At 64.0% G+C, this 24,968-nt stretch carries 21 protein-coding genes; 12 read left to right on the top strand and 9 right to left on the bottom strand.

Annotated elements, in window-relative coordinates:
* Positions 1-66: 66 nt before the first annotated feature.
* Complete coding sequence (locus VM94_RS25390) at positions 67-777, bottom strand: pseudouridine synthase (protein WP_046686265.1); 711 nt, start codon at positions 775-777, stop codon at positions 67-69.
* A 245-nt stretch (positions 778-1,022) separates the two neighbouring features.
* Here VM94_RS25390 and VM94_RS27565 point away from each other — a divergent pair, with 245 nt between their 5' ends.
* The gene (locus tag VM94_RS27565; RefSeq protein ID WP_052755941.1) at positions 1,023-1,400 is read left to right on the top strand and encodes a hypothetical protein; all 378 of its coding nucleotides are present in this window, start codon (positions 1,023-1,025) and stop codon (positions 1,398-1,400) included.
* 376 nt (positions 1,401-1,776) lie between these two features.
* Here the strand turns inward: VM94_RS27565 and VM94_RS25400 are convergent, their stop codons facing one another.
* The 4 genes from VM94_RS25400 to VM94_RS25415 all read right to left on the bottom strand — a co-directional run bounded on the left by VM94_RS25400 (position 1,777) and on the right by VM94_RS25415 (position 4,938).
* On the bottom strand, positions 1,777-2,778 hold the full coding sequence (locus tag VM94_RS25400; protein ID WP_046685950.1) for a S49 family peptidase: 1,002 nt from the start codon (positions 2,776-2,778) through the stop codon (positions 1,777-1,779).
* A gap of 40 nt (positions 2,779-2,818) precedes the next feature.
* Positions 2,819-3,196 (bottom strand): Rieske (2Fe-2S) protein, encoded by a 378-nt coding sequence (locus VM94_RS25405; RefSeq protein ID WP_181878030.1) that lies wholly within the window; start codon positions 3,194-3,196, stop codon positions 2,819-2,821.
* On the bottom strand, positions 3,193-3,852 hold the full coding sequence (locus tag VM94_RS25410) for an HAD-IIIA family hydrolase (protein WP_046685951.1): 660 nt from the start codon (positions 3,850-3,852) through the stop codon (positions 3,193-3,195). The genes VM94_RS25405 and VM94_RS25410 overlap by 4 nt, the downstream gene beginning before the upstream one ends.
* 90 nt (positions 3,853-3,942) lie before the next feature.
* Positions 3,943-4,938 (bottom strand): RluA family pseudouridine synthase, encoded by a 996-nt coding sequence (locus tag VM94_RS25415; protein WP_034754116.1) that lies wholly within the window; start codon positions 4,936-4,938, stop codon positions 3,943-3,945.
* Between the two features lie 696 nt (positions 4,939-5,634).
* Between VM94_RS25415 and VM94_RS25420 the strand changes: the two genes are divergently transcribed.
* From VM94_RS25420 to VM94_RS25445, 6 genes are all read left to right on the top strand, one after another.
* Positions 5,635-8,784, top strand: coding sequence for an Rne/Rng family ribonuclease (locus VM94_RS25420; RefSeq protein WP_046685952.1), 3,150 nt, complete (start codon positions 5,635-5,637; stop codon positions 8,782-8,784).
* A gap of 91 nt (positions 8,785-8,875) precedes the next feature.
* A complete protein-coding gene (gene chrA / locus VM94_RS25425) occupies positions 8,876-10,213 on the top strand; it encodes a chromate efflux transporter (protein WP_046685953.1) in 1,338 nt (445 codons plus the stop codon).
* A gap of 29 nt (positions 10,214-10,242) precedes the next feature.
* Positions 10,243-11,364 carry a GTP 3',8-cyclase MoaA gene (gene moaA, locus VM94_RS25430; RefSeq protein WP_046685954.1) on the top strand — a complete coding sequence of 374 codons (1,122 nt, stop codon included), beginning with the start codon at positions 10,243-10,245 and terminating at the stop codon, positions 11,362-11,364.
* A gap of 62 nt (positions 11,365-11,426) precedes the next feature.
* A complete protein-coding gene (gene moeA, locus VM94_RS25435) occupies positions 11,427-13,274 on the top strand; it encodes a molybdopterin molybdotransferase MoeA (RefSeq protein ID WP_046685955.1) in 1,848 nt (615 codons plus the stop codon).
* Between the two features lie 267 nt (positions 13,275-13,541).
* Positions 13,542-14,459, top strand: a complete 918-nt coding sequence (locus tag VM94_RS25440) for an MHFG family PEP-CTERM protein (RefSeq protein WP_138829007.1) — start codon at positions 13,542-13,544, stop codon at positions 14,457-14,459.
* 57 nt (positions 14,460-14,516) lie between these two features.
* Positions 14,517-15,263: a hypothetical protein gene (locus tag VM94_RS25445; RefSeq protein WP_046685957.1), complete on the top strand. Its 747-nt coding sequence runs from the start codon at positions 14,517-14,519 to the stop codon at positions 15,261-15,263.
* A gap of 27 nt (positions 15,264-15,290) precedes the next feature.
* On the opposite strand, the gene rmuC is transcribed toward VM94_RS25445, so the two are convergent.
* Positions 15,291-16,652 (bottom strand): DNA recombination protein RmuC, encoded by a 1,362-nt coding sequence (rmuC, locus tag VM94_RS25450; RefSeq protein ID WP_046685958.1) that lies wholly within the window; start codon positions 16,650-16,652, stop codon positions 15,291-15,293.
* Between the two features lie 4 nt (positions 16,653-16,656).
* Complete coding sequence (locus tag VM94_RS25455; RefSeq protein WP_046686268.1) at positions 16,657-17,052, bottom strand: group II truncated hemoglobin; 396 nt, start codon at positions 17,050-17,052, stop codon at positions 16,657-16,659.
* Between the two features lie 132 nt (positions 17,053-17,184).
* Between VM94_RS25455 and VM94_RS25460 the strand changes: the two genes are divergently transcribed.
* The 3 genes from VM94_RS25460 to VM94_RS25470 are packed head-to-tail and all read left to right on the top strand — an operon-like array spanning position 17,185 to position 19,335.
* Positions 17,185-18,450 (top strand): MFS transporter, encoded by a 1,266-nt coding sequence (locus VM94_RS25460; RefSeq protein WP_046685959.1) that lies wholly within the window; start codon positions 17,185-17,187, stop codon positions 18,448-18,450.
* Positions 18,451-18,462: 12 nt separating this feature from the next.
* Positions 18,463-18,810, top strand: coding sequence for a GIY-YIG nuclease family protein (locus VM94_RS25465; RefSeq protein WP_046685960.1), 348 nt, complete (start codon positions 18,463-18,465; stop codon positions 18,808-18,810).
* 57 nt (positions 18,811-18,867) lie between these two features.
* Positions 18,868-19,335 (top strand): MarR family winged helix-turn-helix transcriptional regulator, encoded by a 468-nt coding sequence (locus VM94_RS25470; protein WP_046685961.1) that lies wholly within the window; start codon positions 18,868-18,870, stop codon positions 19,333-19,335.
* A 3-nt stretch (positions 19,336-19,338) separates the two neighbouring features.
* Here VM94_RS25470 and cqsA read toward each other — a convergent pair whose 3' ends face one another.
* Positions 19,339-20,583: an alpha-hydroxyketone-type quorum-sensing autoinducer synthase gene (gene cqsA, locus VM94_RS25475; protein WP_046685962.1), complete on the bottom strand. Its 1,245-nt coding sequence runs from the start codon at positions 20,581-20,583 to the stop codon at positions 19,339-19,341.
* 41 nt (positions 20,584-20,624) lie between these two features.
* On the opposite strand from cqsA, the gene VM94_RS25480 reads away from it, so the two are divergent.
* Both VM94_RS25480 and VM94_RS25485 read left to right on the top strand, forming a co-directional pair.
* Positions 20,625-22,055, top strand: a complete 1,431-nt coding sequence (locus VM94_RS25480) for a sensor histidine kinase (RefSeq protein WP_235433019.1) — start codon at positions 20,625-20,627, stop codon at positions 22,053-22,055.
* Between the two features lie 3 nt (positions 22,056-22,058).
* Positions 22,059-23,066 carry a response regulator gene (locus VM94_RS25485; protein WP_046685963.1) on the top strand — a complete coding sequence of 336 codons (1,008 nt, stop codon included), beginning with the start codon at positions 22,059-22,061 and terminating at the stop codon, positions 23,064-23,066.
* Here the strand turns inward: VM94_RS25485 and VM94_RS25490 are convergent.
* The coding region (locus tag VM94_RS25490) for an ABC transporter permease (RefSeq protein WP_046686317.1) at positions 23,063-24,968 on the bottom strand (1,906 nt) is incomplete at its 5' end. The genes VM94_RS25485 and VM94_RS25490 overlap by 4 nt on opposite strands.

Below are 24,968 nucleotides of genomic sequence, written 5' to 3' on the forward strand. Positions count from 1 at the left end.
GCAGGCAACAGGAGGCTAAAGACGCCAAAAAGCCGGGAAGCCCCGGCTTTGGCGATCAGAAGGGTTTTACGCCAGCAGCGCGATCTGCTCGGGAGTCAGATAGCACCACTCGCCTTCGGCTATGCCCAGCGATTCCAGGGTCAGGCTGCCGATGGCGGAACGGTGCAGCGCGCTGCAATGGTTGCCGGCGGCGGCCAGCATGCGCTTGACCTGGTGGTACTTGCCTTGCTCGAGCACGATTTCCAGCTGGTGCTCGCCGCGCTTGACGCAGACGAGGGCCGCCAGCGGGGCCGGCTCGTCGTGCAATTGCACACCGGCCAGCAACAGGGCCACCAGTTCATCCGTCACGGGCTCTTGCGTGGTGGCCTGGTAAATCTTGGGGACGTGGCGCTTCGGCGAGGATTGTGCATGGATAAACGGCCCATCGTCGGACATCAGCAGCATACCGGTCGTATCGTGGTCGAGCCGGCCAACGGGCTGGACTTCGCGCCAAGTGAACTGTTCCGGCAGCAGGGTCAGCACGCCAGGATGATGGCTGGGCTTGCGCGAACATTCGAAGTTGGCCGGCTTGTTCAGCGCCAGGTACAGGTGCGCGCGGTACACCCACTCTTCTTCAAACACGTGCAGCACCAGGCCTTCGGTCTCGACGATGGTGCGGTAATTGGTCTGGGTGACGCCATCGATGACGACATCGCCATCTTCGATGAGGGAACGACAATATTTACGGGTGCCAAAACCCTGCGATTGCAGGATGCGGTCTAGGGATAATTTACTCATGGGCGTGACTTTACCAGAAGCGGCTGGCAGCGTGAAGCGGCCCTGCGCCAGGCCTTTGAAGACACACCAGCCTTGCGCAGGCACAGATGAGCTAAAGTACAAGGTGAGATTTCGATATAAATGGCCAATTCCTTTGAGAAATATCAAGCGCTCGGAATATCGCATTGATAGACTGAAACTTCGTTAGGAATCCGCCTAACGAGCTTTAGGAATAATAACCAGACAACGACTCACAAGGACATTGTATGAAGCATACCGATACCATCGCCTTACAAGGCAGCATCGCCGACATGCGCCAGCGCATCGCTGCGGAACAGGCGGCCATGCACAAGGTCAGACTCGGCGTGGCACGCTGGAGCAACACCTCTGCGCAGCAAGATGCGGACGCGCCGCCATCGCCAGCAAGCCAGACGCACTGGCATGCCGAAGCGCAATGCCATTTCATGTGCTGGCTGGAACTGGGCGGTTTTGCCCACGCGGATGCGGACGCGGAAACCGACAAGGTGACGACGCCCGCCATGGCGGACTCACCGCCCGACATCAGCTCCGGCGTCAACACCATTGCGACGCCGGCCCGGCAGGCAACTACCCTGCCCGCGCACTGCAACGGCTGCGCCGTCTGAACCCGGCCCACCTGCCAGCCATGCCCTGCCCTCGCATGCCTGCCTTGCCAGCACGCCCAACTACGACATCCAGCAACATGTGCCCGTCCGGCACGGACGACGCACAAAAGGAAACGGCGGCATTGCGCCGCCGTTCCCAAGCCCCATCGGGACTTTAGTGAGGAATGTAAATTCACTCAAAACCACATCTGCGATGCGGCGAGTAGTTCCAAGACCTGCCAATCAAGTTAGTACTGACAACATAGTTGATATATCGCCCCTCCTTGAAAAGAACTACGCTTTCACTATAGCCCAAGCAGCCCCTTTTTCAAGCCAATTTACCACCTTATTGAAAATCATTCTCGATTGGCTTGCCTGCCAGCCAAGAGTGATGTCCTCAGCGCAACGCCGGTTGTGACTGCTGCACGGCCGCCTTCATGGCACCCGCGCCCATGGCGGCGCCAAACTTTTTCAGCACCCGCTCCGGCAAGCCTTCATGCTGCGTGTAGTCGACGATGTCTTCCGCCTTGACGACGTCGCGCGCCACGCTGTCTACCGTGCCGAAATCGTCGGCCAGGCCCATTTCCACGGCTTTCGCGCCCGTCCAGTACAAGCCGGAGAAGGTATCGGCCGTTTCCTTCAGGCGCTTGCCCCGTCCCGCCCGCACCACCTCGATGAATTGCTGGTGGATTTCATTGAGCATGCTCTGCGCATACGCCTTGTGCTTTTCCGTCAGGGGGCTGAACGGGTCCATGAAACCCTTGTTCTCGCCCGCCGTCAGCAAACGGCGCTCGACGCCGACCTTTTCCATCACGCCCGTAAAGCCGAAGCCATCCATCAGCACGCCGATGGAGCCGACCACGCTGGCCTTGTTGACGTAGATGCGGTCGGCGGCGGCCGCGATGTAATAGCCGCCCGAAGCGCACATTTCATCGACCACCACATATAAAGGCTTGTCCGGATAGCCTTTGCGCAGGCGCTGCATCTCGTCGACGATCATGCCGGCCTGCACGGGACTGCCGCCCGGACTATTAATATGCAGCACCACAGCCACGGAACCGCTATCGGAAAACGCCTTGTCCAGCGCAGGGATGACGACGGCGGCCGAGCCGCTGCCTTCGGATTCGATGGCGCCGCTGATGTCGATCAGGGCCGTATGGCGGCCCAGGGTTTCGCTGTCGTCGGCCGTGTTGTAGTCATAAAACACCCACAGGGCGAACAGCACGATCAGCAGGCCGAAGACCTTGAAAAAGATGCTCCAGCGGCGGTGCGCGCGTTGTTCTTGCAAAGTGGCAAATACCAGCTTTTCCAGCACGTCGCGCTCCCAGTTCCCTGCGGGGACGCCGTGGCCGGCGGCTGGTGCGCTGCTGTCCAGCTTGTCATTCGTGTTATCGCTCATGATTCACTTTGTTTAAATTGCAATAATGCCTGCCCCGGCCTCAGGCCGGCAGCGGCTGGACATACTCGTCGGGTTGCCAGTACAGCTGGCCATCGCGCTCGGCCACGGCGATCGGACGCAAGCGTCCGCCCTTGCAGGGGCCGCCCGCGCACAAGCCGCTTTCCGGCACATAGATGGCGCCATGCGTCGAACACATCAGGTACAAGCCGCTGGACTCGAAAAACTCGCCTTCCGCCCAGTCCAGTTCGATCGGTACGTGGGCACAGCGGTTCAGGTAGCCATACGCCTTGCCGCCATGGCGCACGACAAAGCCCGTGGTCGCTTCGCCGCCGGCAGAGACGGGAAAGCGCACGCCCTTGCCGCCATCGGCCACGGCGTCGGCCGCACAAATCAACACTTCCGCAACGTCGGTCATCATGCGTGCTCGCTCAGCCATTGATGCAGGTCGGCCACCGTGGCGGCCGAATACAGGGGATTGCAAGCTTGCAACTGCGCCACCGGATGCGCCCCATACTCTACGGCAATACCGGCCGCGCCTGCATTGCTTGCCATCAATAAATCATGACTGGTGTCGCCGATCATCACGGTACGGCGCATATCCTGCCCCAATTCGCGCGTCAGCTCCTGCAGCATGGCCGGATGGGGCTTGGAAAACGTTTCGTCGGCGCAGCGCGTCGCATCGAACAGGGACAGCAGCTTGACGGCATTCAGCGAACGGTTCAGGCCGACACGGCTCTTGCCCGTGGCCACCGCCAGGAAATACGCCTGCTGCGACAGTTCCTGCAGCATCTCGTGTACGCCAGGAAACAAGGTCAGCTCATGGTCGCGCGACAGGTAGTGATAGCGGTAGCGCTCGGCCATGCGCGCATGGAATTTCGGCTCCACGTCGGGCATCACCAGCTGCATGGCTTCCTGCAAGCCCAGGCCGATCACATGCGAAGCGAGCAACTCGGTGGGAATGGGCAAGCCGAGGTCTTTGGCCGATGCCTGGATGCACTTGACGATGGTCGAAGTACTGTCTATCAAGGTACCGTCCCAATCGAAGACGATCAGATCAAATTGCTTTCTTGCCATGTTTCCCGACGGCATAGCCGCCGGCTCCTTGAGAATGAATGATGGCGACTGACTACCTTGTGAGTAGTGTCGCGCGCACGCAATGGTTACTTATCGTGCGGCAACGGCCAATGGTTTGCCCAAGCTTACCAAGAAACGCTCGCATTCGGCAGCCAGCGGCGCATTCAGGGTCATCGTCTTGCCCGTTTCCGGATGCGTAAACGTGATCTGGTGCGCGTGCAGGAACATGCGCTTCAGGGCGCCGCGCGTGCTGTCGGCTTTCAACAGGGCACGGTTGAGGGCGAAGTCGCCATATTTATCGTCGCCGGCGATGGGGAAACCGGACGAGGACAGGTGCACGCGGATCTGGTGCGTGCGTCCCGTCTTCAATTCCGCTTCCAGCAAGGCGAAGTTGTGATATTTATGCAACAGTGAAAACACCGTGTGCGACGCCAGGCCATCAGCCTGCACGGCCACCCGGCGCTCGCCTTCGGCCGTCGTATATTTGTGCAGTGGCAACTTGATATGCTGGCGTGCATTCTTCCAGTCGCCAGCCACCAGCACCAGGTAGCGCTTGTCGGTGACGCCGTCGCGCATCTGTTCGTGCAAATTCGTCAACGCCGTACGTTTCTTTGCCAGCAACAGCAGGCCGGACGTGTCGCGGTCCAGGCGGTGCACCAATTCCAGGAACTTGGCGTCGGGGCGCGAAGCGCGCAATTGCTCGATCACGCCGAACGACACGCCCGAGCCGCCATGCACGGCCACGCCGGCTGGCTTGTCGATGACGAGCAGCTGCGCATCTTCGAAGATGATCTTGAATTCGGCGGCCGGCGCGCCCGTGGGGGCCTTTTCGGCCACGCGCACGGGTGGAATGCGCACCACGTCGCCGGCGGCGAGACGGTACAGCTGATCGATACGGCCTTTATTAACCCGCACTTCTCCCGATCGCAAGATCCGGTAGATGTGGCTTTTAGGCACTCCCTTGCACACTCTTAATAAGTAGTTGTCGATGCGCTGGCCTGCTTCTTCCTCGGCGATCGTTACGAATTGGGCTTGCGGCTGAACCGGGGGTGTTGAAGGGGGAACAACATCATTTTGACTCTTCATTTACTATGTCTTCCCAGAAATCTCTCTAAGTCCTTCATTTTGAATATATAATTGTTTTTGCTGCGGCCCTGGCTGCTGCGAGTGTAAGAATAAAAGCACATTTTACACAGGGGCGTCTCCACCGGCCTCGCCAAATTGCAAATTCGGTGGAAAAAAATGTATATGCACCATCCCTGCGCGAATCAAGGTTGCACCGTAGTTGTAATCGGATAACGCGTGGAGATGCTGAAGTGAGTGTGGGATTATAAGGATAAGTACCCGTTAGCGCGACTTATCGAGTCGGGCTCGTGGGTTGATGAAGTTGATAACGCTTGCCGTTTTCGCCAAACCCCGTATGTGGCCAAATACTGAGGGTTGTCGATGATAGGCTGAGGCCAAGCCTCGCCATCGCGATCCCTGTAATGAGCCGGCTAACGATTTTGGCTCTGAATTTGCTGACCACTTGCATTCTCTGTCCCCGATGCAGTTCATTCTCATCCGGGCTGTTTCAGATGAGTTGCAAGTGTCCTGTGCACTCGGCATGACGATCGACCTCACCGCGCCTGTTGCGGCCGTAACGTATACCTCGTACGCGTTGTTGCTCCGCACGCCTGGGCATTTCCCCCGCCAGCACTCCCGTTCTCGCATATATCCCTGTACTTCGCCGCTTCCCCGGAAGCGGCTTTGAGATGGCCTACGGGTCGCGGAGTTATAAAAATGAAACGCATGTTGTTTAATGCCACGCAGCAAGAAGAACTGCGCGTAGCGATTGTCGACGGACAAAAACTGATCGACATCGATATCGAGACAGCCGGGCGCGAACAGCGCAAATCCAACATCTACAAGGGCGTGATCACGCGCATCGAGCCATCGCTCGAAGCGTGCTTCGTCAGCTATGGCGAAGACCGCCACGGCTTCCTGCCTTTCAAGGAAGTTGCCCGCACGTATTTCCGCGAAGGCGTCGACGTGCGTAACGCTTCCGTCAAGGAAGCGCTGCGCGAAGGCCAGGAAATCATGGTCCAGGTTGAAAAGGAAGAGCGCGGCAACAAGGGCGCCGCCCTGACCTCGTTTGTTTCCTTGGCCGGCCGTTACCTGGTATTGATGCCGAACAACCCGCGTGGCGGTGGCGTATCGCGCCGCGTGGAAGGGGAAGAGCGCCAGGAATTGCGCGAAACCATGGATAAACTGGACTTGCCAGCTGGCATGTCCGTCATTGCCCGCACGGCAGGCATCGGCCGCAACGTCGATGAACTGCAGTGGGACTTGAATTACCTGATGCAACTGTGGCGCGCCATCGAAGGCGCCGGCAAGTCGGCCAACGGCGCTTTCCTGATCTACCAGGAATCGTCGCTCGTGATCCGCGCCATCCGCGACTACTTCCAGCCCGACATCGGCGAGATCCTGATCGACACCGACGAGATCTACGACCAGGCGCACCAGTTCATGAGCCACGTGATGCCCGACATGGTGCACCGCGTAAAGCGCTACAGCGACGACGTGCCGCTGTTCTCGCGCTTCCAGATCGAACACCAGATCGAAACGGCGTACAGCCGCACCGTGCCGTTGCCATCGGGCGGCGCCATCGTGATCGACCACACCGAAGCGCTGGTCTCCGTCGACGTCAACTCGGCCCGCGCCACGCGCGGCTCGGACATCGAGACGACCGCCTTCAACACCAACTGCGAAGCGGCCGAAGAAGTGGCCCGCCAGCTGCGCTTGCGCGACTTGGGCGGCTTGATCGTCATCGACTTCATCGACATGGAAGTGGCGAAGAACCAGCGCGAAGTGGAACAGCGCCTGAAAGACGCGCTGCACCATGACCGTGCCCGCGTACAAATGGGCAAGATTTCGCGCTTCGGCCTGATGGAACTGTCGCGCCAGCGCCTGCGCCCTTCGCTGTCCGAAGGTTCGCACGTGACGTGCCCGCGCTGCTCCGGCACCGGCCACATCCGCGATACGGAATCGTCCGCCCTGCAGGTGCTGCGCATCATCCAGGAAGAGGCGATGAAGGAAAACTCGGCCACCATCCACGTGCAAGTGCCCGTGGACGTGGGCGCCTTCCTGCTGAACGAAAAGCGCGGCGAAGTGCTGAAGATCGAGAACCGCCACCGCATCGCCGTGATCCTGATCCCGAACAAGCATCTGGAAACGCCGCACTACAAGCTGGAACGCATCAAGCACGACGATCCGCGTCTGGAAGATAGCCAGGCCAGCTACAACCTGGCTGAAAGCGCTGAAACCGACATGGCTTACAGCAAGCGCCAGAAGGAAGAAGCCAAGCCGCGCCAGGAAGCCGTCGTCAAGACGATCACCCCTGACCAGCCGGCACCGCTGGTCGAGCGCAAGCCCGTCGAAGCGAAACCGGCTCCCGTGGCCGCGCCTGCCGCACCACAGGGCCTGATCGCCAAGATCATCAGCTTCTTCACCGGCGCTCCGGCACCGGTGGCGCCCGCACCCGCGCCTGTCGCACCAGCCAAGCCGGCCGGCGCCGACCGTGGCGACCGCAACAGCCGTGGCCCGCGTGGCCGTGGCCGCAACGGCAAGCCTGGCCGCGAAGAACGCGAACCGGGCCAGGGCCGTCCAGCCCAGGACGATGCAGCGAAAGAAGCGGAAGCACTGGAAAAAGCGGCCCGTCCGCCACGTCCACCGCGTCCGCCACGCGAGCCGCGTGAAGCGCGCGAGAACGGCGATACGGCAGCAGCACCACGCGAACGCGGTGAACGCCCTGAACGCGCCGAGCGCCCGGAACGCACGGAACGTCCAGAGCGCGCCGAACGTCCGCCACGCCAGCCACGCGAAGGCCGCGAACCACGCGCCGACAAGGCTGTTGTTGCTGAAGTGAAAGCTGAAGAGCTGGCACTGGTTGGCGCCACCGCCAGCGCAGTGAATGTCGTCGTGCCGTCAAACGGCCCGGAATCCGACGCCGCACCGGCAAACCTGCTGAAAGCACCGGCAAATGCCGGCCCTGAAGGCGAAGAGACGGAAAACGACGTGGAAGGCGAAGAACCGCGCCGCCGCCGTCGTCGTGGTGGCCGCAACCGCAACCGCCGCGACCGCGAAACGGGCGAGCTGATCGAATCGGCAAACGGTGACAACGAAGGCCAGGACGCACCCGTGATCAGCTTTACGGTCGCTCCGGCGCCGGAAGCTGCAACGGATGCCGCTCCAGTCGCCGTCGTGGCTGCCGCCGCTGTCGTTGCCGTCGCCGCGCCAGTGGAAGCTGCAACCGAAGCTACCCCAGCCGTCGTGGCTGAAGTCGTCGAAGTGGTCGAAGTGGTGGAAGTAGCCAAGGTTGAGGAAGCCGCGCCTGCTGCTGAAGTGATCGTGCCGCCAGCCCCTGTCGAAGCCGTCGTTGCTGCAGCGCAAGCTGAGCCAGCCGCTGCCGAACCGGCACCAGCTGCCGAGTACAGCTTTGCCGAGAAAGCGGAAGCTGCACCGGCGCCAGCGCCTGCTCCAGCGGAAGTCATCGTCGAAGCGGCGCCAGTCGTGGAAACGGTTGCTGTCGTGGAAACCGTCGCCGTGGCTGAAGAAGCGCCAGCAGCAGCGCCAGTCATCGAAGCGGCGCCTGCCGTAGAGGAAGCGGCACCCGTGGTTGCCGAAGTGGCTCCTGCACCTGCCGCTGCCCCGGCACCAGCACCTGTCGTTGCTCCTGCTCCGGCGCCAGCCCCTGTGGCAGCGCCGCTGGACTTGAGCGCAGTGCTCGGCTCGGCCGGCCTGACCCTGGCTGCCACCGATCCGGAAAAACTGCGCCTGGCGCAGGAAGCGGCCGCCAAGGCAGTCGCTCCGGTACGCAAGCCGCGCGAACGCAAGCCATTGCCGCCGCAATCGGATGAGCCGTTGATCCAGGTCAACACGCAGCGTCCATAAGCGCGCCGGGTTCGCCCAGCCGCCAATGATGAAAGGGGAAGCTCAGGCTTCCCCTTTTTTATGTCCACTTTTTTGCTGCCATCCACCCGCCATGCACGAGAACGCCAATCTGCCTCCCGCCCCCGTCAGCCTGCGCAGCGCCTTCTGGTACTGGCTCAAGCTGGGCTGCGTCAGCTTTGGCGGCCCGGCCGGGCAAATCGCCATGATGCATGCGGAACTGGTGGAAAAGCGGCGCTGGATTTCCGAGCAGCGTTTCCTGCACGCCCTCAATTACTGCATGCTGCTGCCGGGGCCGGAAGCGACCCAACTGGCCATCTACATCGGCTGGCTGATGCACCGTACGCGCGGCGCCCTGGTGGCGGGCCTGCTGTTTTTGCTGCCCTCGCTGCTGGTGCTGATCGCCCTGTCCTGGCTGTACATGGCGTATGGCCACGTGGGCGCCATCGCCGGCGTCCTGTACGGCATCAAGCCGGCCGTCGTCGCCATCGTGCTGGCGGCCGCCTGGCGCCTGGGCCGGCGCACCTTGCGCAGCCCCGCCTTGATCGCCATCGCGGCGGCCGCATTTGCCGCCATCACCGTGCTACAGCTGCCATTTCCGCTGATCGTGCTCGCCGCCGCGCTGCTTGGCATGGCGGGCGGGCGCTGGCTGCCGGGCCACTTTCATGCCAACGGCGCGTCGCACGGCGGCGCGGCCCGCTACGGCGCCGCCCTCATCGATGACGACACGCCCACGCCGGACCACGCGCGCTTCCGCTGGCCGCGCCTGCTTGGCACGGCTGCCGTGGGCTTGGCGCTGGCCTTCCTCGCCTGGCTGGGCCTGGCGCTGGCGGGCGGGGCGGACCAGCCGCTGGCGCAGATGGGCGTGTTCTTCAGCAAGGCGGCCCTGCTGACTTTTGGCGGCGCGTATGCCGTGCTGCCCTACCTGGTGCAGGGCGCCGCCGACCACTACCACTGGATCACGAGCGCGCAAATGATGGATGGCCTGGCGCTGGGCGAAACGACGCCCGGCCCCCTGATCATGATCGTCGCCTTCATCGGCTTTGTCGGCGGCTGGAGCCACGCCGTGACGGGTGAGCAGCTGTGGCTGGCGGGCGTGTGCGGCGCGCTCGTTGCCAGCTGGTTCACTTTCCTGCCCTCGTTCATCTTCATCCTGGCCGGCGCCCCCCTCGTGGAAGCGGCGCGCGGCAATTTGCGCCTGAGCGCGCCGTTGACGGCCATCTCGGCGGCCGTGGTGGGCGTCATCGCCAGCCTGGCCCTGTTCTTTGGGCGCCACGTCTTCTGGCAAGAAAACCCGCTGCCGCACTGGGACTGGGTAGCGATTGCCATCGCGCTGGCGGCCGGCGTGGCGCTGATCAGGTTTCAAGTAGGCACCATCAAATTGCTGCTCGCCTGTGCCATCTTCGGCCTCGTGCTATCGTATCTGCCTTGACCGATTTTACGTAAGTGGCATGACCTTTCATGGCTGACAAGATTATCTACCTCGCCGAAGCCCGCAATGGGGCACCGGCGATCCCCGCGCGGCTGGAAAGTCCCAGCGGTAACGTGGCCGACAGCCTGGGCCGGCCCCTGCACGACTTGCGCATCTCGATTACCGACCGCTGCAATTTCCGTTGCGTGTACTGCATGCCGAAAGACGTGTTCGACAAGAACCACGTGTATCTGCCGCACACGGATTTGCTGTCGTTCGAGGAAATCACGCGCGTGGCGCGCCTGTTCGTTGAACACGGCGTGGAAAAGATCCGCCTGACGGGCGGCGAGCCGCTGCTGCGCAAGAATATCGAAAAGCTCATCGCCATGCTGGCCGCGCTGCGCACGCCGTCGGGCCAGCCGCTGGACCTGACCCTGACCACCAACGGTTCCTTGTTGGCCAGAAAAGCGCAGGCGCTCAAGGATGCGGGCCTGAACCGGGTCACCGTGTCGCTCGACTCGCTCGACGACGCCACCTTCAAGCGCATGAACGACGTCGATTTCGCTGTCGCCGACGTGCTGCACGGCATCGATGCGGCGCATGCCGCCGGCCTGGGGCCCATCAAGATCAACATGGTCGTCAAGGCCGGCATGAACGAGCAGGAAATCGTGCCCATGGCGCGCCACTTCAAGAATACGCCCTACATCCTGCGCTTCATCGAATACATGGACGTGGGCGCCTCGAACGGCTGGAACTTGCAGGAAGTCATCCCTTCGGCCGAAGTCGTGCGCCGCATTGCCGCGCACCTGCCCTTGCTGCCCATCGACCCGAACTACACGGGCGAGACGGCGGCGCGCTGGCGCTATGCGGATGGCGGCGGCGAGATCGGCCTCATTTCCAGCGTCACGCAGGCATTCTGCGCCGACTGCAGCCGCGCCCGCCTCTCGACCGAGGGCAAGCTGTACACTTGCCTGTTCGCCAGCAGCGGCCACGACTTGCGCAGCCTGCTGCGCGGCGGCCGCAGCGACGCGGAAATATCCTCGGCCGTGGCGCAGCTGTGGCGCGGCCGCGGCGACCGCTATTCGCAATTGCGCACCAGCCAGACGGACTTGACGAGCGGCGCACTTGAGCACGGTAAAAAGAAAGTGGAAATGTCGTACATCGGCGGCTGAATCCGCGGCGGCGCACGCCCCGCGCTGCTACCATGGCGCATGCACCAATTTTCCTACCTGACATGATCAACAAACACGACATTACCGGCCTGGTCCTGGCCGGCGGCCTCGGCACGCGCATGGGCCAGCGCGACAAGGGCATGCTGCCCCTGCATGGCCAGCCCCTGGCCCGCCACGTGCTGCAACGCCTGGCGCCGCAAGTGGGCCAGCTGGCCATCAGTGTCCACGCGGATGCCGGCGATTACGCGCGCTTCGGCTTGCCCGTGTGGCCGGACTCTCTGCCGGGCCAGCTGGGGCCCCTGGCAGGTTTGCACAGCGGCATGCGGCACGCCGGCACGCCCTACTTGCTGACGGTGCCGTGCGACTCTCCCTTGCTGCCGCCCGACCTGGCAACGCGCCTGGCGGCCGGCTTGATCGATAACGATGCCGACCTGGCCATCGCCGTCACCGAAGAGATCGACCCAGCGACGGGCTCGGCCGTGCGCCGCCCGCACCCCGTCTTTTGCCTGGTGAAAACCTCGGCCCTGCCCCAGTTGGACGCTTATCTGCGCGGCGGCGAGCGCCGCATGCGCACCTGGCATGGCCCATTGAGACTGGCCGAGGTACTGTTCGAGGACGGCGCCGCGTTCGGCAACATCAATACCCCGGACGAGCTGGCCGCCCTGCAGGCGCAGGGATTGAGCGTACCGATGGCGCAAGCCATCCTGGCCGACACCGTCGCCCCCGTCGCCGAGATCGAGGAACTGCCGCTGCCGCAAGCGTTCGAGCGCATCCTGGCGGCCGACATCATCTCGCCCATCAGCGTGCCCGCGCACGACAACTCCGCCATGGATGGCTATGCGCTGCATGGTGCCGACCTCGGTGGCGACGCACCCGTTACCCTGGCCGTGGTCGACACCATCCTGGCCGGGCGTCCCGGCACAGTCACCGTGCAGCGCGGGCAATGCGCGCGCATCATGACGGGCGCCGTCATGCCGGACGGCTGCGACAGCGTGGTGCCGCAGGAACTGGTACAGCAAGCCAGCGAGCACAGCATCACCGTCGCGCCGGACTGCATCCGCCCTGGCGACAACCGCCGTTTCAAGGGCGAAGACTTGATGCAGGACCAGCCGGCCCTGCTGCAGGGCAAACTACTCGGACCGGCCGAACTGGGGCTGCTGGCCTCGCTTGGCATCGCCACGGTGCCCGTGCGCCGACGGCTGCGCGTGGCCTTCTTTTCCACCGGCGACGAATTGCGCTCGATCGGTGAAGCGCTCGACGCGGGCTGCATCTACGACAGCAACCGCTATACCCTGCTGGGCATGCTGAGCCGTTTGGGCTGCGAAGTGCTCGACATGGGCATCGTCAAGGACAATCCGCCAGCGCTGGAAGCGGCCTTGCGCGGCGCCTGCGCCAAGGCTGACGTCATCATCACCTCCGGCGGCGTGTCCAGCGGCGCGGCCGATTTTACGCGCGAGATCCTCGCGCGCCTCGGTGAAGTGGCCTTCTGGCACATCAACATGCGCCCGGGCCGCCCCATGGCCTTCGGCCGGATTGCCAGCGAGGGCGACACGGCATTGCTGCTGGGCCTGCCCGGCAACCCCGTGGCCGTGATGGCGGCGTTTTATTTCCTCGCCCGCCCCACCCTGCTGCGCCTGATGGGCGCCGATGCGGACACGTCCGCCCTGCCCCTGCTGCAGGTGGCGGCGCAAGCGCCTATCCGCAAGAAACGGGGCCGCACGGAATACCAGCGCGGCATCGTCGAACGTGGCGCGGACGGACGCCAGCACGTGCGCGTGACAGGCGCGCAAGGTTCGGGCATCCTGCGCTCGATGACGCAAGCCAATTGCATGATCGTGCTGCATGAAGCGCAAGGCCACGTGGCCGCCGGCGACCTTGTCGACGTCGTGCTGTTCCATGGGCTGATGTAAACAGCCACTCCCTCCTCCTTATCTTCGCCTTCAACGGCCCGCCCTGCGCGGGCCGTTTGCATTTCCCCATTGCAATCAATTCCCCTGCGCGGCCGACGTTCGCCTATCGAGATAAAAATATTAATCATTTCTAGTTAAAATAAATCAATAAACACAACACTAATTGTAATAATTTTATTTATTAGTTGATATTGAAGTTTCTTCGGTGATAACATTCGAACTCACACAAAAAGTTCAATTTTGATATTGTTTTCACGAGGAACAACAATGAGACACCGCTCTTGGATCGCGGGAGCCAGCATGCTGGGTGCGGCATGCCTGCTTGCCACCTTGTCCCTGGCGCCCTTGCCCGCCTACGCGAAAGGCACCGCGCGCGCCAATGTGCTGGATAACTGCAACTGGAATCGTCCCGGTGTCGATCCGTTCATGGGTGACGTGGTCGCAGCCGTGGACCGCTATACGGATATCGCGCCGCCCGTGCGTGAACAATTGAAGGAGCGCATGCGCGCGCGCCAGTACGATGAAATCGTGGTGATCAGCCGCGACGCCATCCGCGGCAAGGGCAATTACAACGCGCGCATCAGCGACATGCATTTCGGCCCGGGCCGCGTCTGCCGCAACGTCACACGTGCGGGCTGGAGCGAACAGATGCAGGAACGGGGACTCGTGTATTGCGTGCAGGGCCAGTGCGTCCTCGTGCCGACGATCTGCCGCAATGTCAGCCGCATCACGCAGGCGCCCGCATCGGCGCCGCCGGCGGCAGGCGCCGCCCCCGGCGGCGCAGCACCCGTTGCCGCCGCACCGGCCGCACCGGAAGCGGCAGGCGTGCCCCTGATCGACAATCCCGACGCCTTGCGCGGCGGCTCCTTCACGGGCGGCGCCATGCCGCCCGAGGTGGCCAGCACTCCTTTCCTGCCCTTCGATTTTGTGCGTACAGTCAGCAGCATCACGCCGCCGGCCGGCATGGGCGGCGGAGGTGGCGGAGGTGGTGGCAGCGGCCTGCCGCCGGACCAGGGCAGCAGCATCATCGTGCCGCCCACCGTGATCCTGCCAACCTTGCCGCCCACCGGCCCGACAGTCTTGCCGGCCGTACCGGAACCGCAAACCTGGGCCATGCTGCTGGCGGGACTGGCGCTGACGGCCTACGGCGCGAGAAAACGCCGTACCGGCAAGCCTGCCGCCTGAGGCGTAGCCAGCCGGGTGTGGACTTGTTACTATGGTGCATTCCAGACAAGGATCGCCATGCCCGACATCGATAGCCGTTCGACACGTCTCATTGCACTGCGCAACGAGGGCCGGCACGCGGAAGCGCTGCCGCTGCTGCAAGAGCTGTTCGCCGAAGCCGGGCAAACCCTGAATCCGGCAAGGTCGAGCTATTTCATGATCATGCTGGAATGGAAGTTCTTGGCCGAGGCTTACGCGCCCGCGTACGCCGCCCTGCAGGCGGAGCGTGATGCGCAAATCCAGCTGCTGCTGTCAGGCAATACCTTTGGCGGCAGGTCGCGCTTCTCTCTCATCGCCAAGATGAACGACACGCTGGGCGATGCCCGTTCCACCGCCGACCTGTTCGCCCGGCTGGACACATGCGCCCCCGAACTGGCGCGCCAGTACGCCTGGCAAGCCCTGCCAGCCGTCGTCGAGTCAGGCAATTTCGCGCTGGCGGAGCGCTATCACGGCGCCCCGCTGGAGCACCTCGATATGGTCAATGAGCTGGCCGCCAGCCTGCCCCTGTTTCCTGCGCCGCGCACGCCGCCGCGGCTGGCGGCGGAACTGATGAATCTGGTAAAAGACGTGCGGATCGCCGCTGCCATACTGCGCGGCCAGGGACAAGCCGCCGAGGCGGACGCACTGTGCGCCGCCTTGCTGGCCGGCCTGGCGAATGACGCCATGCGCGCGCTGGCGCAGCGCGAACTCGATGCGCCAGGCAGTATCACCGCTGACATCGTCAACCGCCAGATGGCGCAGGAACAGCAAGACCAGCAGACTTAGCCGGCCGTTGCCGCACACAAGGCGGCGCTATTCGCCGTCCGTCTTACCCAGCAGCAAGGCGGCCGCCTCGCCCGGCAAGGCTTCCACGGATTTCAGCTTGCGCGCCATCTGCCGGCTGCGCACTTCCGCGCTTTCGATATTCTTCGCCGCTTTTTCCAGGGTCAGCCGGGTTTGCGACAACACCTCGCCGAACTTGCCGAACTCCGTCTTGACGGCGCCCAGCACCTGCCACACTTCGGACGAGCGTTTTTCCAGCGCCAGGGTGCGGAAACCCATCTGCAGGCTGTTGAGCAAAGCCGTCAGGGTGGATGGCCCGGCGATGCTGACCCGGTGCACGCGCTGCAATTCGTCGGCCAGTCCCGGGCGGCGCAGCACTTCCGCATATAGCCCCTCGGTAGGCAGGAACAGGATGGCAAAGTCGGTGGTCAGCGGCGGCGCCAGGTATTTCTCGGCGATGGTTTTCGCTTCACCCCGCACGGCCCGTTCCAGCTCGCGGCCGGCCAGGGCCACGCCGTCCGCATCGGCCCGTTCTGCCGCTTCGACCAGGCGCTCGTATTGTTCCTTGGGGAATTTCGCATCGATGGGCATCCACACGGGCGGTCCGCCCTCGACCATGCCCGGCAGTTTCAGGGCGAATTCCACGCGCGCGCCGCTGCCCGGCAAGGTTTCCACATTCTTCGCGTACTGGTCCACAGTGAGTACCTGCTCCAGCAGCATTTCCAGCTGCACTTCGCCCCACGTTCCCCGCGTCTTGACGTTGGTAAGCACCCGCTTCAAATCGCCCACGCCCAGCGCCAGCTGCTGCATCTCGCCGAGGCCCTGATGGACTTTTTCCAGCCGCTCCGAGACTTGCTGGAACGAGGCGGACAGGCGCGTTTCCAGGGTGGCGTGCAGTTTCTCGTCGACCGTCTTGCGCATCTCTTCCAGGCGCGCGCCATTGTCGGCCTGCAAATCGCGGATCTTGTTTTCGAGCGTGGCGCGCACTTCCAGCATGCGCTGCGCATTCGATTCCGTCAGCTGCGCCAGAGTTTGATTGGTACTCTCGGCAAATCGCGCCAGGCTTTGCGCCTGTTCTTCGCGTCCGACTTTGCCCTGCGCCTGCATCTGCGTGCGCAGGCTGTCGAGCTGCTGCAGGGTGGCCGCCTGGAATTGCGCCAGGCCGGCCGCCAGGTCCTGCCGCGTGGCCTGCGCCGAGGCCTGCAGTTGCAGCCGCACTTCGCGCTCGACCCGGTCGATGCGTTCCAGGCTTTGCTGCTGGTGCTGCTGCACCAGCGCCAGGGTGGTGGCGCCATCGCCGGCCGCGCCACGCGGGCGCAGCAAGATCAATAGCAACAAGACGATGGCGACGATGGCGGCGCCCAGCAGGCTGTAAAACTCGATTGGGCTCATGGGATCAGTCAGGTTTGTTGCGCATCCAGTCGGCCGTCTGATAGAACGATTCCATCAGGCGCACGCGCAAGGACTCTTCGATGCCCGTGTCTTCCATGGCCCACGCCATGGCGCGCAGCCACTGGTCGCGCTCGCTGGTGCCGATAGCGTAGGGCAAGTGACGGGCGCGCAGGCGCGGGTGGCCGAATTTCTCGATATACAAATCCGGCCCGCCCATCCAGCCCGTCAGGAAGAAATACAGCTTGTCGCGCGAGCCGTCCGTCGATGGCGGATGCATGACGCGGATGCCGGCGAACTCGTGCTCGAGCTCCATCAAGTCATAAAAACGGTCGACCATTTCGCGCAGCACGGGGGCGCCGCCGATGGTCTCGTACAGAGTGGGGGCAGTGGTATCAGTCATGGCCGCCATGATAGCGCAAGCGCTGGCGGCCCATGCGGCGTCAACACTTACTGCCACAATAAATGGCAATATACTTGACCAATCAAGCTTTTATCAAATACCATACAATTTTTAACCAAAGACAAAAACAACATGTCAACCACCGTACAAGCTCCTTTGCTACGCAATACCAACTTCCGCTGGCTGCTCGGTGGCGGCCTCGTGTCCATGCTGGGCGACCAGTTCAGCATGCTGGCCCTGCCCTGGCTCGTGCTGAGCCTGACAAACGATAGCCTCAGCCTGGGCATCGCCGTGGCCCTGATGGGCGCGCCGCGCGCCGTGCTCATCTTGTTGGGCGGCACCATCGCCGACCGTCACTCGCCCCGGCGCGTGCTGCTACTGAGCAAATATGCGAACGCCGCCATCCTGCTCGCGCTGACCGGCCTGCTGATGCTGGACCACGCCAGTGTGACGCTCGCGTATGCGGCCGCGCTGGCGCTGGGCGTCGCCTCCGCCTTCGCCATTCCCGCCGGCACGGCCATCCTGCCGCAAGCCGTGCCGCCGCAAACACTGCAAACGGCCAACAGCCTGCAGATGGGCGCGCGCCAGTTGTCCTTGCTGGCCGGCCCCCTGCTGGCGGCGCTCGTGCTCGGCGCCCACGATGGCGGGCAGAAAACCGGCATGGCGGCGCTGGCCGCCGCCTTTGCCATCGATGCGCTGACGTTCCTGTTCTCGGCCTGGACCTTGCGGCAAGTCACCTTGCGGCCACTGGCGGCCACCACGGCGCAGGGCATGTGGCGCGACATGGCGGCGGGCCTGGCCATGGTGTGGCGCGACATGGCCTTGCGCAGCTGCTATGCCTACTGGGCCGTGGTGGCGTTCTTCGTCATGGGGCCGCTGCAAGTGGCCTTGCCCGTACTGGCCAGCGAGCGCCTGCACGGCGCCTCGGCGCTCGGTTTGCTGATGGGCGCGCATGGCGCCGGCACCCTGGCCGGCATGCTGGCGTCCAGCCTGGGCGGCGCCTGGCTGCGCCGCCGCTTCGGCGCCACCCTGCTGGCCGTCGACGCCATCGTCGCCATCCTGCTGATGGCGCTGGGGCAAATCGATACCGCCTGGCAGGGCGCGGCCTTGCTGGCCGTCACGGGATTACTGGGCGGTTATGTGCAGGTGGCCATCTTTACCTGGATACAGCGGCGCGTGGCGCCCGCCATGCTGGGCCGGGCGATGGCGCTGTTCATGGGTATCTTCCTGGGACTGGCGCCGCTGTCCGCAGCGGCCACGGGCGCGCTGCTGCGCCACCTGAGCGTGGGCGAACTGTTCTGCGCCGGCGGCGCCCTGCTGCTGGCCGCCGCCATCGCCGCCGCCCTGTTCACGGATATTGCGCGCATCGCAAGCACCGGTTACGTCACCCAACCTTGAGGAAGTCTCACCATGGATAAAACACAGCAAGCCGCCTTGAAAGCAGCTTACCGGCAACAGGCGCCCGCGCTGGGCATCATCGCGCTGCGGCATTTGCCCAGCGGGTGCACCCTGCTCGAGCGCAGCCGCAACGCCCCCGGCGCGCTGAACCGCCACCGCTTCGAACTCACGCTGGGCACGCACCGCAATGCAAGCCTGCAGGGGGACTGGCGGCGCGACGGCGAAGCGGCTTTTCGCTTCGACATCATCGACACCGTCAATCCATCGGCCGATCCCGGTTTCGACGCGGACGCCGAGCTGGACGCCCTGCTGGCGCTGTATCAGGCGCAACTGCTGGAGCAGGGGCAATCACGCTATTGAGCGGCCATGCTTTACACTTGCGCACTCACGCACTGCGCAGCAAATGAAAAGGACGTCATGACCGATCTCACTCCCCCATCGCCGGACGGCGGCAGCGCGCTGGATTTTTGCCTGCGCCTGGCGCGCGCCCAGGCCATGCTGGTGCGCCGCTTCGACAGCACGCTGGGCAATCTGCATGGCCTGAGCTTTGGCGATTATCAATTGCTGTACCACTTGCAGCGCGCTCCGGGCGGGCGCCTGCGCCGCATCGACCTGGCCGAGCGCCTGGCGCTGACGGCGTCCGGCATCACGCGCTCGCTGATGCCGCTGGAAAAAATCGGCCTGGTGGCGCGCCAGGCCGATGCGCGCGATGCCCGCGTCGGCTATGCCGCCATCACGGCGGCGGGACTGGAATTGCTGGCGCACGCGAATACGACGGCGCAGGCGCTGGGCCAGGAATTGCTGGGCAATGCCAGCGCGGAACAGCTGGCGCCCCTGTCCCTGCTATTGAGTGGCATTGCCGGCAACCAACCCGGCCAAGCCTGACATTTACACCAGCGCCAGCTTGCGCAGGCGCCGCGTCGATGGCCAGCGCGCCATGCCCGTCTCGTCGCGGATGGCGGCGCAGGCAGCCAGCACCCGTGCGCACTCGTCCTCGCGCAAGCCCGCATTCAGGGTCAGGCGCACCAGCGAACGGTTTTTCGGCGTGGCCGGCGCACAGAACACGGCGCCGTAGATGCCGTGCCGTTCCAGCGCCTTGCGCAGGATCAAGGTATCGGGTTCGCTGCCCGCTTCCAGCGCGATGATCTGCTCGGTGCCGTCGCTGACGTTGTAGCCGAGCTCCATCAGCCCATGCCGCAACTGCACGCTGTGGCGCCGCAGCGCGACGCGACGGGCATCGGCGGCGCGGATGAAGTCGAGCGCCGCATCGAACCACGCCAGCTCGTGTTCAAGCAGGCAGGAACTGAAGATGGCGGGCCGCGAGGCGGACAGGAAATATCCCTTGAAACGGGCCGAACAGGTGATCAGCCCGGCCCGGCCCGCAAACGCCTTGGCCAAGGACGCCGTGCGGAAATGCACGCGCTCGGCCAGGCCCAGCTCCACCACCAGCCCTGCGCCCTGCGGGCCATGCGTGCCCAGCGAGTGCGACTCGTCGACGATCAGCATGCTGCCGCTGCGTTCGGCAATTTCCACCATCTCCAGCAGCGGCGCCACGCTGCCATTCGTGCTGTACAGCGCATCGACGATGATGATGCCGGGGCCATGCTTGTCGAGCTGGCGCTGCAGGTGGGCGCCATCGTTGTGCAGGAAGGCGACGGGCACGGCTTGCGCCGATTGCACGCCCTCCCACAGCGAAGCGTGCGCCTGCATGTCGAGGTACACGGGGATGCCGGGTCCGGCCAGGCTTTGCAGCAAACCCACATTCGCAGCCCAGCCCGACTGCGCCAGCACGCACGCTTCGCTGCCGAGATAGCCCGCGAAGTTCTGTTCCAGGCGGTGCTGGCGGCTGCCCTCCTGCAGGAACACGGACGACATCAGCATGGCGCCGCCGCCCTGCAAGACGCGCGCCTGGGCCGCCAGCAGCGCCGCCTCGCCGGCGATGTTCAGGTAATCATTACCCGCCAGCATGACTGCACTGGCCGGCATGGCTTGCCATTCATGCAAGTGCTGGCCGCCAAGCAGCTTCTCGATACGCTCGACGTAATGTTCATCCATGCGCGCACGCACGAAAGCAGGCATCAGTTGTTCGGCGCGGACGGCGCGGGACGACAGGGGGGAAATGGCGTTTAACATAGGAACTCCTGATTGGTTGCGAGGGAACTACCGCGTCCAACATGCGCGAGCCATCCGGCAAGAGTTTGATACAGCTCAACAGTTATGCCGATATCCTGCTGATACAGAGTGAACCCGCCGATCATGTTGCATTGACACGCCTCAACGAACACGCCCCCCTGACCATGATGCACGCGCAGTCCCCTTCCGGAAAACGATGGCAAGGCAAGCTGCTCCAGCCTTTCCTGCATTTCCACGACGCCATCGAACACACGCCTGTGCGGCGCGCCCAGGTGCGCACCCTCGCGCTCATCGGTGCGCTGGGCATGCCCGTGTACTACGCGCTGTGGCATTATTTCTTTCCGCAAGAATACGAATCGCCGCTGCTGCGCAGCGTGGCGGCGCTGCTGTTCCTGCCCGCGCTGTGGCCCGGCCGCTTCAGCAATACCTGGTTCAGCGTCTACCTGTTCCTGGGGCTGACCTTCGAACTGCCGTTTTTCTTCACGTACATGTTCCTGATGAACCACGCCTCGACCATGTGGGCGCATTCGCTGCTGGTGGCGCTGGTCGTGCTGTTTCACTTCGATACGCGCATCGCCATGCTGGCCTACCTGAGCGGCACCCTGCTGGCCTGCCTGGCGTTTGCCGTGGCCGGCGATCCCGCCTTCCTGCTCAGCGGCGACGTCTTGCAGCAATTGCCCGTGCACTGGTTCACGATTGCCGTGCTGTCCGTGGTCAAGGTGGGGCGCAATGTGGGCGCGCAAGAGAAACTGGCCGGGCTGGCGGCCGGCCTGGGCAGCGTGGCGCACGAATTGCGCACGCCCCTCGTCAGCGTCGAGGCGAATGTGCGCGGGCTGCAGCGCAACCTGCAAGGCCAGCCGCCCGACGCGGCCAGCCTGGAAGCGCTGGCGCGCATCCAGTTCGAAGTGCGCCACATGCACCACATGATCGATCTGTTCCTGCTCAGCGCCAGCGCCGTCAACCGCAAGCTCGAAGCGAACGAAGCGGTGACCATGCACGACAGCGTGGCGGCCGTGCTGCGCCGCTATCCGTTTACCAGCACGGCCCAGCGCGACATCGTCAAGGTCGACGTGCGCGCCGATTTCACGTTTCCCGGCCAGTCGGAACTGTGCGTGGTGATCCTGCTGAACCTGCTGCGCAATGCCTTGAAAAGCATCCACCGCGCGGGCAAGGGGCGAGTGCGCATCATCATCGATGGCGCCCATCCCGTGCCGCGCCTGCTGTTCATCGACACGGGCTGCGGCATCGCCACCAGCCGCCTGCCGCTGATCTTCGACCGCTTCTATTCGTATCCCTCGCACAATGGCAGCGGCATCGGCCTGGCCCTGTGCCGGCAAATCATGCAAGCCTGGCAAGCGCGCATCCGCTGCGTCGCGCGCGAAGGCGCCTACGCCATCTTCGTGCTGGAATTTCCCCAGCCCCTGCCCGTGTCCACGCACAACCGTTTTCCATCCATCCACCGCGCGAGGTGACGCATGCAACTGCCCGTCTACACCCATCCGACCCTGACCGTATTGATCGACGACAGCGATTCCTTCCTGAAAAGCCTGGCGTTCCAGCTCGATCCCGGTCTGGCGCGCAAGACTTTCCACGACACGAGCAGCGCACTGCAGTGGCTGCGCCAGAGCGCACAGCCGGGCGAGACGCCGCTGCACGTCAACTTCGACACGCAGAACCTGCCGCCCGACCAGTGCAACGTGGCGCTCGACATCGAACGCATCTGGCGCATCAGCGGCCAGGCGCAGCGCTTTGCCGTGCCCTCCGTGCTGGTGGTCGATTATTCGATGCCGCAGATGAATGGCCTGGAATTTTGCCAGGCCGTGCGCGACTTGCCATGCAAGAAGATTTTATTTACAGGGGCGGCCGATGAAAAAGTGGCCGTGACGGCCTTCAACCGGGGCTTGATCGACCGCTACATCAAGAAAAGCGACGACGATGCGCTCGACATCCTGGAGCAGGAAATCGTGACCCTGCAGCGCGAATTCTTCCTGCAGCAATCAGAGACCGTGCGCGACTTGCTGATGCTGCACGACTACACTTTCCTGCAAGACGAGGCGCTGGCCGCCGTCGTGCACGAGCTGTGCCAGCGCCATGGTTTTGTCGAATACTATATTTTCCCCAATCCCAGCGGCATCCTGTTCTTCACGCGCGACGGCCACGCCAAGCTGATGATCATCGAGACGGAACGCAGCCTGCACACGCAGTACGAAATGGCGCGCGACAGCGACGCGCCAGCATCCCTGCTGCTGGCCCTGCTGGAAATGCGCGTGATCCCCTATTTTTCGGACGCCGACAGCGACGGCATGTACGCGGCGCAGATCGGCGAAAACTGGTTCCGCTACTGCGCCGCACCCACCATCTGCCTGGGCCGCGTAACGTATTTCTGGGCCCTGTTCGACGTGCCGGCGCACCAGCTGGGGCAACCGGTCATGTCCTATGCGCAATTTTTGCGCGCGGGCGCGGGCGACAGCGTGAGTGCTTAGCCTTCGCGCAAAGTTTGCAACGGCGGATGTTTCAAGACATTGCGCAGCCCCAGCCAGCCGCCGGCGATCGCGCACAGGGCGCCGGCCAGCAGGCCGAAGGCCCACACGCCGGGCGCGAAGCTCCAGGCAAACTTGAACTGGTACGTGGCCAGAGCCCAGCCCATGGCCGCCGCGCCCGATGCGGCCAGCAAGCCGGCCAGCGCGCCGACGAGCGAGAATTCGATCAACTGCGCCTGCGCCAGCTGGCGCCGCGTGGCGCCCAGGGCGCGCAGCAATCCCGCTTCGCGCGTGCGCTCGTCCTGCGAGCCCATCAAGGCCGCATACAGCACCAGCAAGCCCGAGGCCAAAGTGAACGCGAAGAGGAATTCGACGGCCGTCACCACCTGGTCCAGCACGCCCTGAATCTGTTTCAGCACACCGCCCACGTCGACCACCGTCAGGTTCGGGTAGTCGCGCAGCAGAGCATTGCCCAGGTCCGCCTGCGCGGGCGGCAAGTGAAACGCCGTGATCCACGTCTGCGGCGTGTCCGCCATGGCGGCCGGATTGATGATGACAAAGAAATTGACGCGCATCGAACCCCATTCCAGCTTGCGCAAACTCGTGATGGCCGCTTCCACGGGCTGGCCGGCGATGTCGAAGCGCAGCTTGTCGCCCAGTTTCAGCTTCAATGTCTTGGCGATGCCCTCTTCCACCGACGCCTCGGCTGGCGCGCCGGGCGCATTGGCGAACCACTTGCCGGCGACCAGCTTGTTTTCTTCCTGCATGGTGGCCATCGTCGACAGGTTGAATTCGCGGTCGGCCAGGCCCTTGGCGCGGTCGTCCTCGTAGGTGGTTTCCGTGATGGCGTTGCCGTTCACGGCCACCAGACGCCCCCGTATCATCGGATACAGGGGCGCGTTGGCCACGCCGGCTTTGGCCAGGCGCGCGGCGATCGGCTCTTTTTGTTCGGGCAGGATATTGATCATGAAACGGTTCGGCGCATCGGGCGGCGTGGCGTTGCGCCAGGCCACCATCAAGTCGCCGCGCACCACCGTCAGCAGCAGCAAGGCCATCAGGCCCAGGGCCAGCGACACCACCTGGATGACAGTGGCGCCCGGGCGGCGCTGCAGGGACGTGACGGCAAAGCGCCAACCCTGGTGATTGAAGGCGCCGCGCAAGGTTTTCAGCGACTTGATGCCCAGCCAGCCGGCCAGGGCGAACAGGGCGAAGCCGCCGAGGAAGCCGGCCGCCGTCAGCAGCGCCAGTTTCACGTCGCCCGCTTGCCACAACAGCAGCACGACGAAAGCGGCGATACCGAGGCCATACGTGGCCACGGCCAGCGCCTGCGGCGGCTCCTGCTCGCGGCGAATCACGCGGTTGTGCGGGACATTGCGCAACTGCAAAATCGGCGGCAGGGCAAAGCCCAGCAAGAGCAGCATGCCGGTGGCCACGCCTTGCAGGGCGGGCAGCATGGAAACGGGCGGCAAGTCGCTCTGCACCAGTTTGCCCAGCAACTCCAGCAGCACCAGGTGGCCGCCGAAACCGACAGCCACGCCGACGACGCTGCCGGCCAGGCCAACCAGTAAAAATTCGATCACGTACATGGCCGTGACCTGGTTTTGCGTCAAGCCCAGGCAGCGCAGCATGGCGCACGCGTCCAGGTGGCGCAGCATGAAGCGGCGCGCGGCCATGGCCACGGCGACGGCCGCCAGCATGGCCGACAGCAAGCCGACGAGGGACAGGAAACGGTCGGCGCGGTCCAGGGTCGATTGCATCTGCGGGCTGCCCGATTCCAGCGATTCGATGCGCACGCCCTTGATGGCCTGCGTCTTGATCTGGATTTCCAGCCTGGCTTGATACTGCGCAAGCTCGGCGGCCTTGGCCGGTGGCGCCGACAGCAGCAGCCGGTACGATACGCGCGAG

The organism is Janthinobacterium sp. KBS0711 (assembly GCF_000988085.1).
In the GTDB taxonomy this organism is placed as follows: Bacteria; Pseudomonadota; Gammaproteobacteria; order Burkholderiales; family Burkholderiaceae_D; genus Janthinobacterium; species Janthinobacterium lividum_E.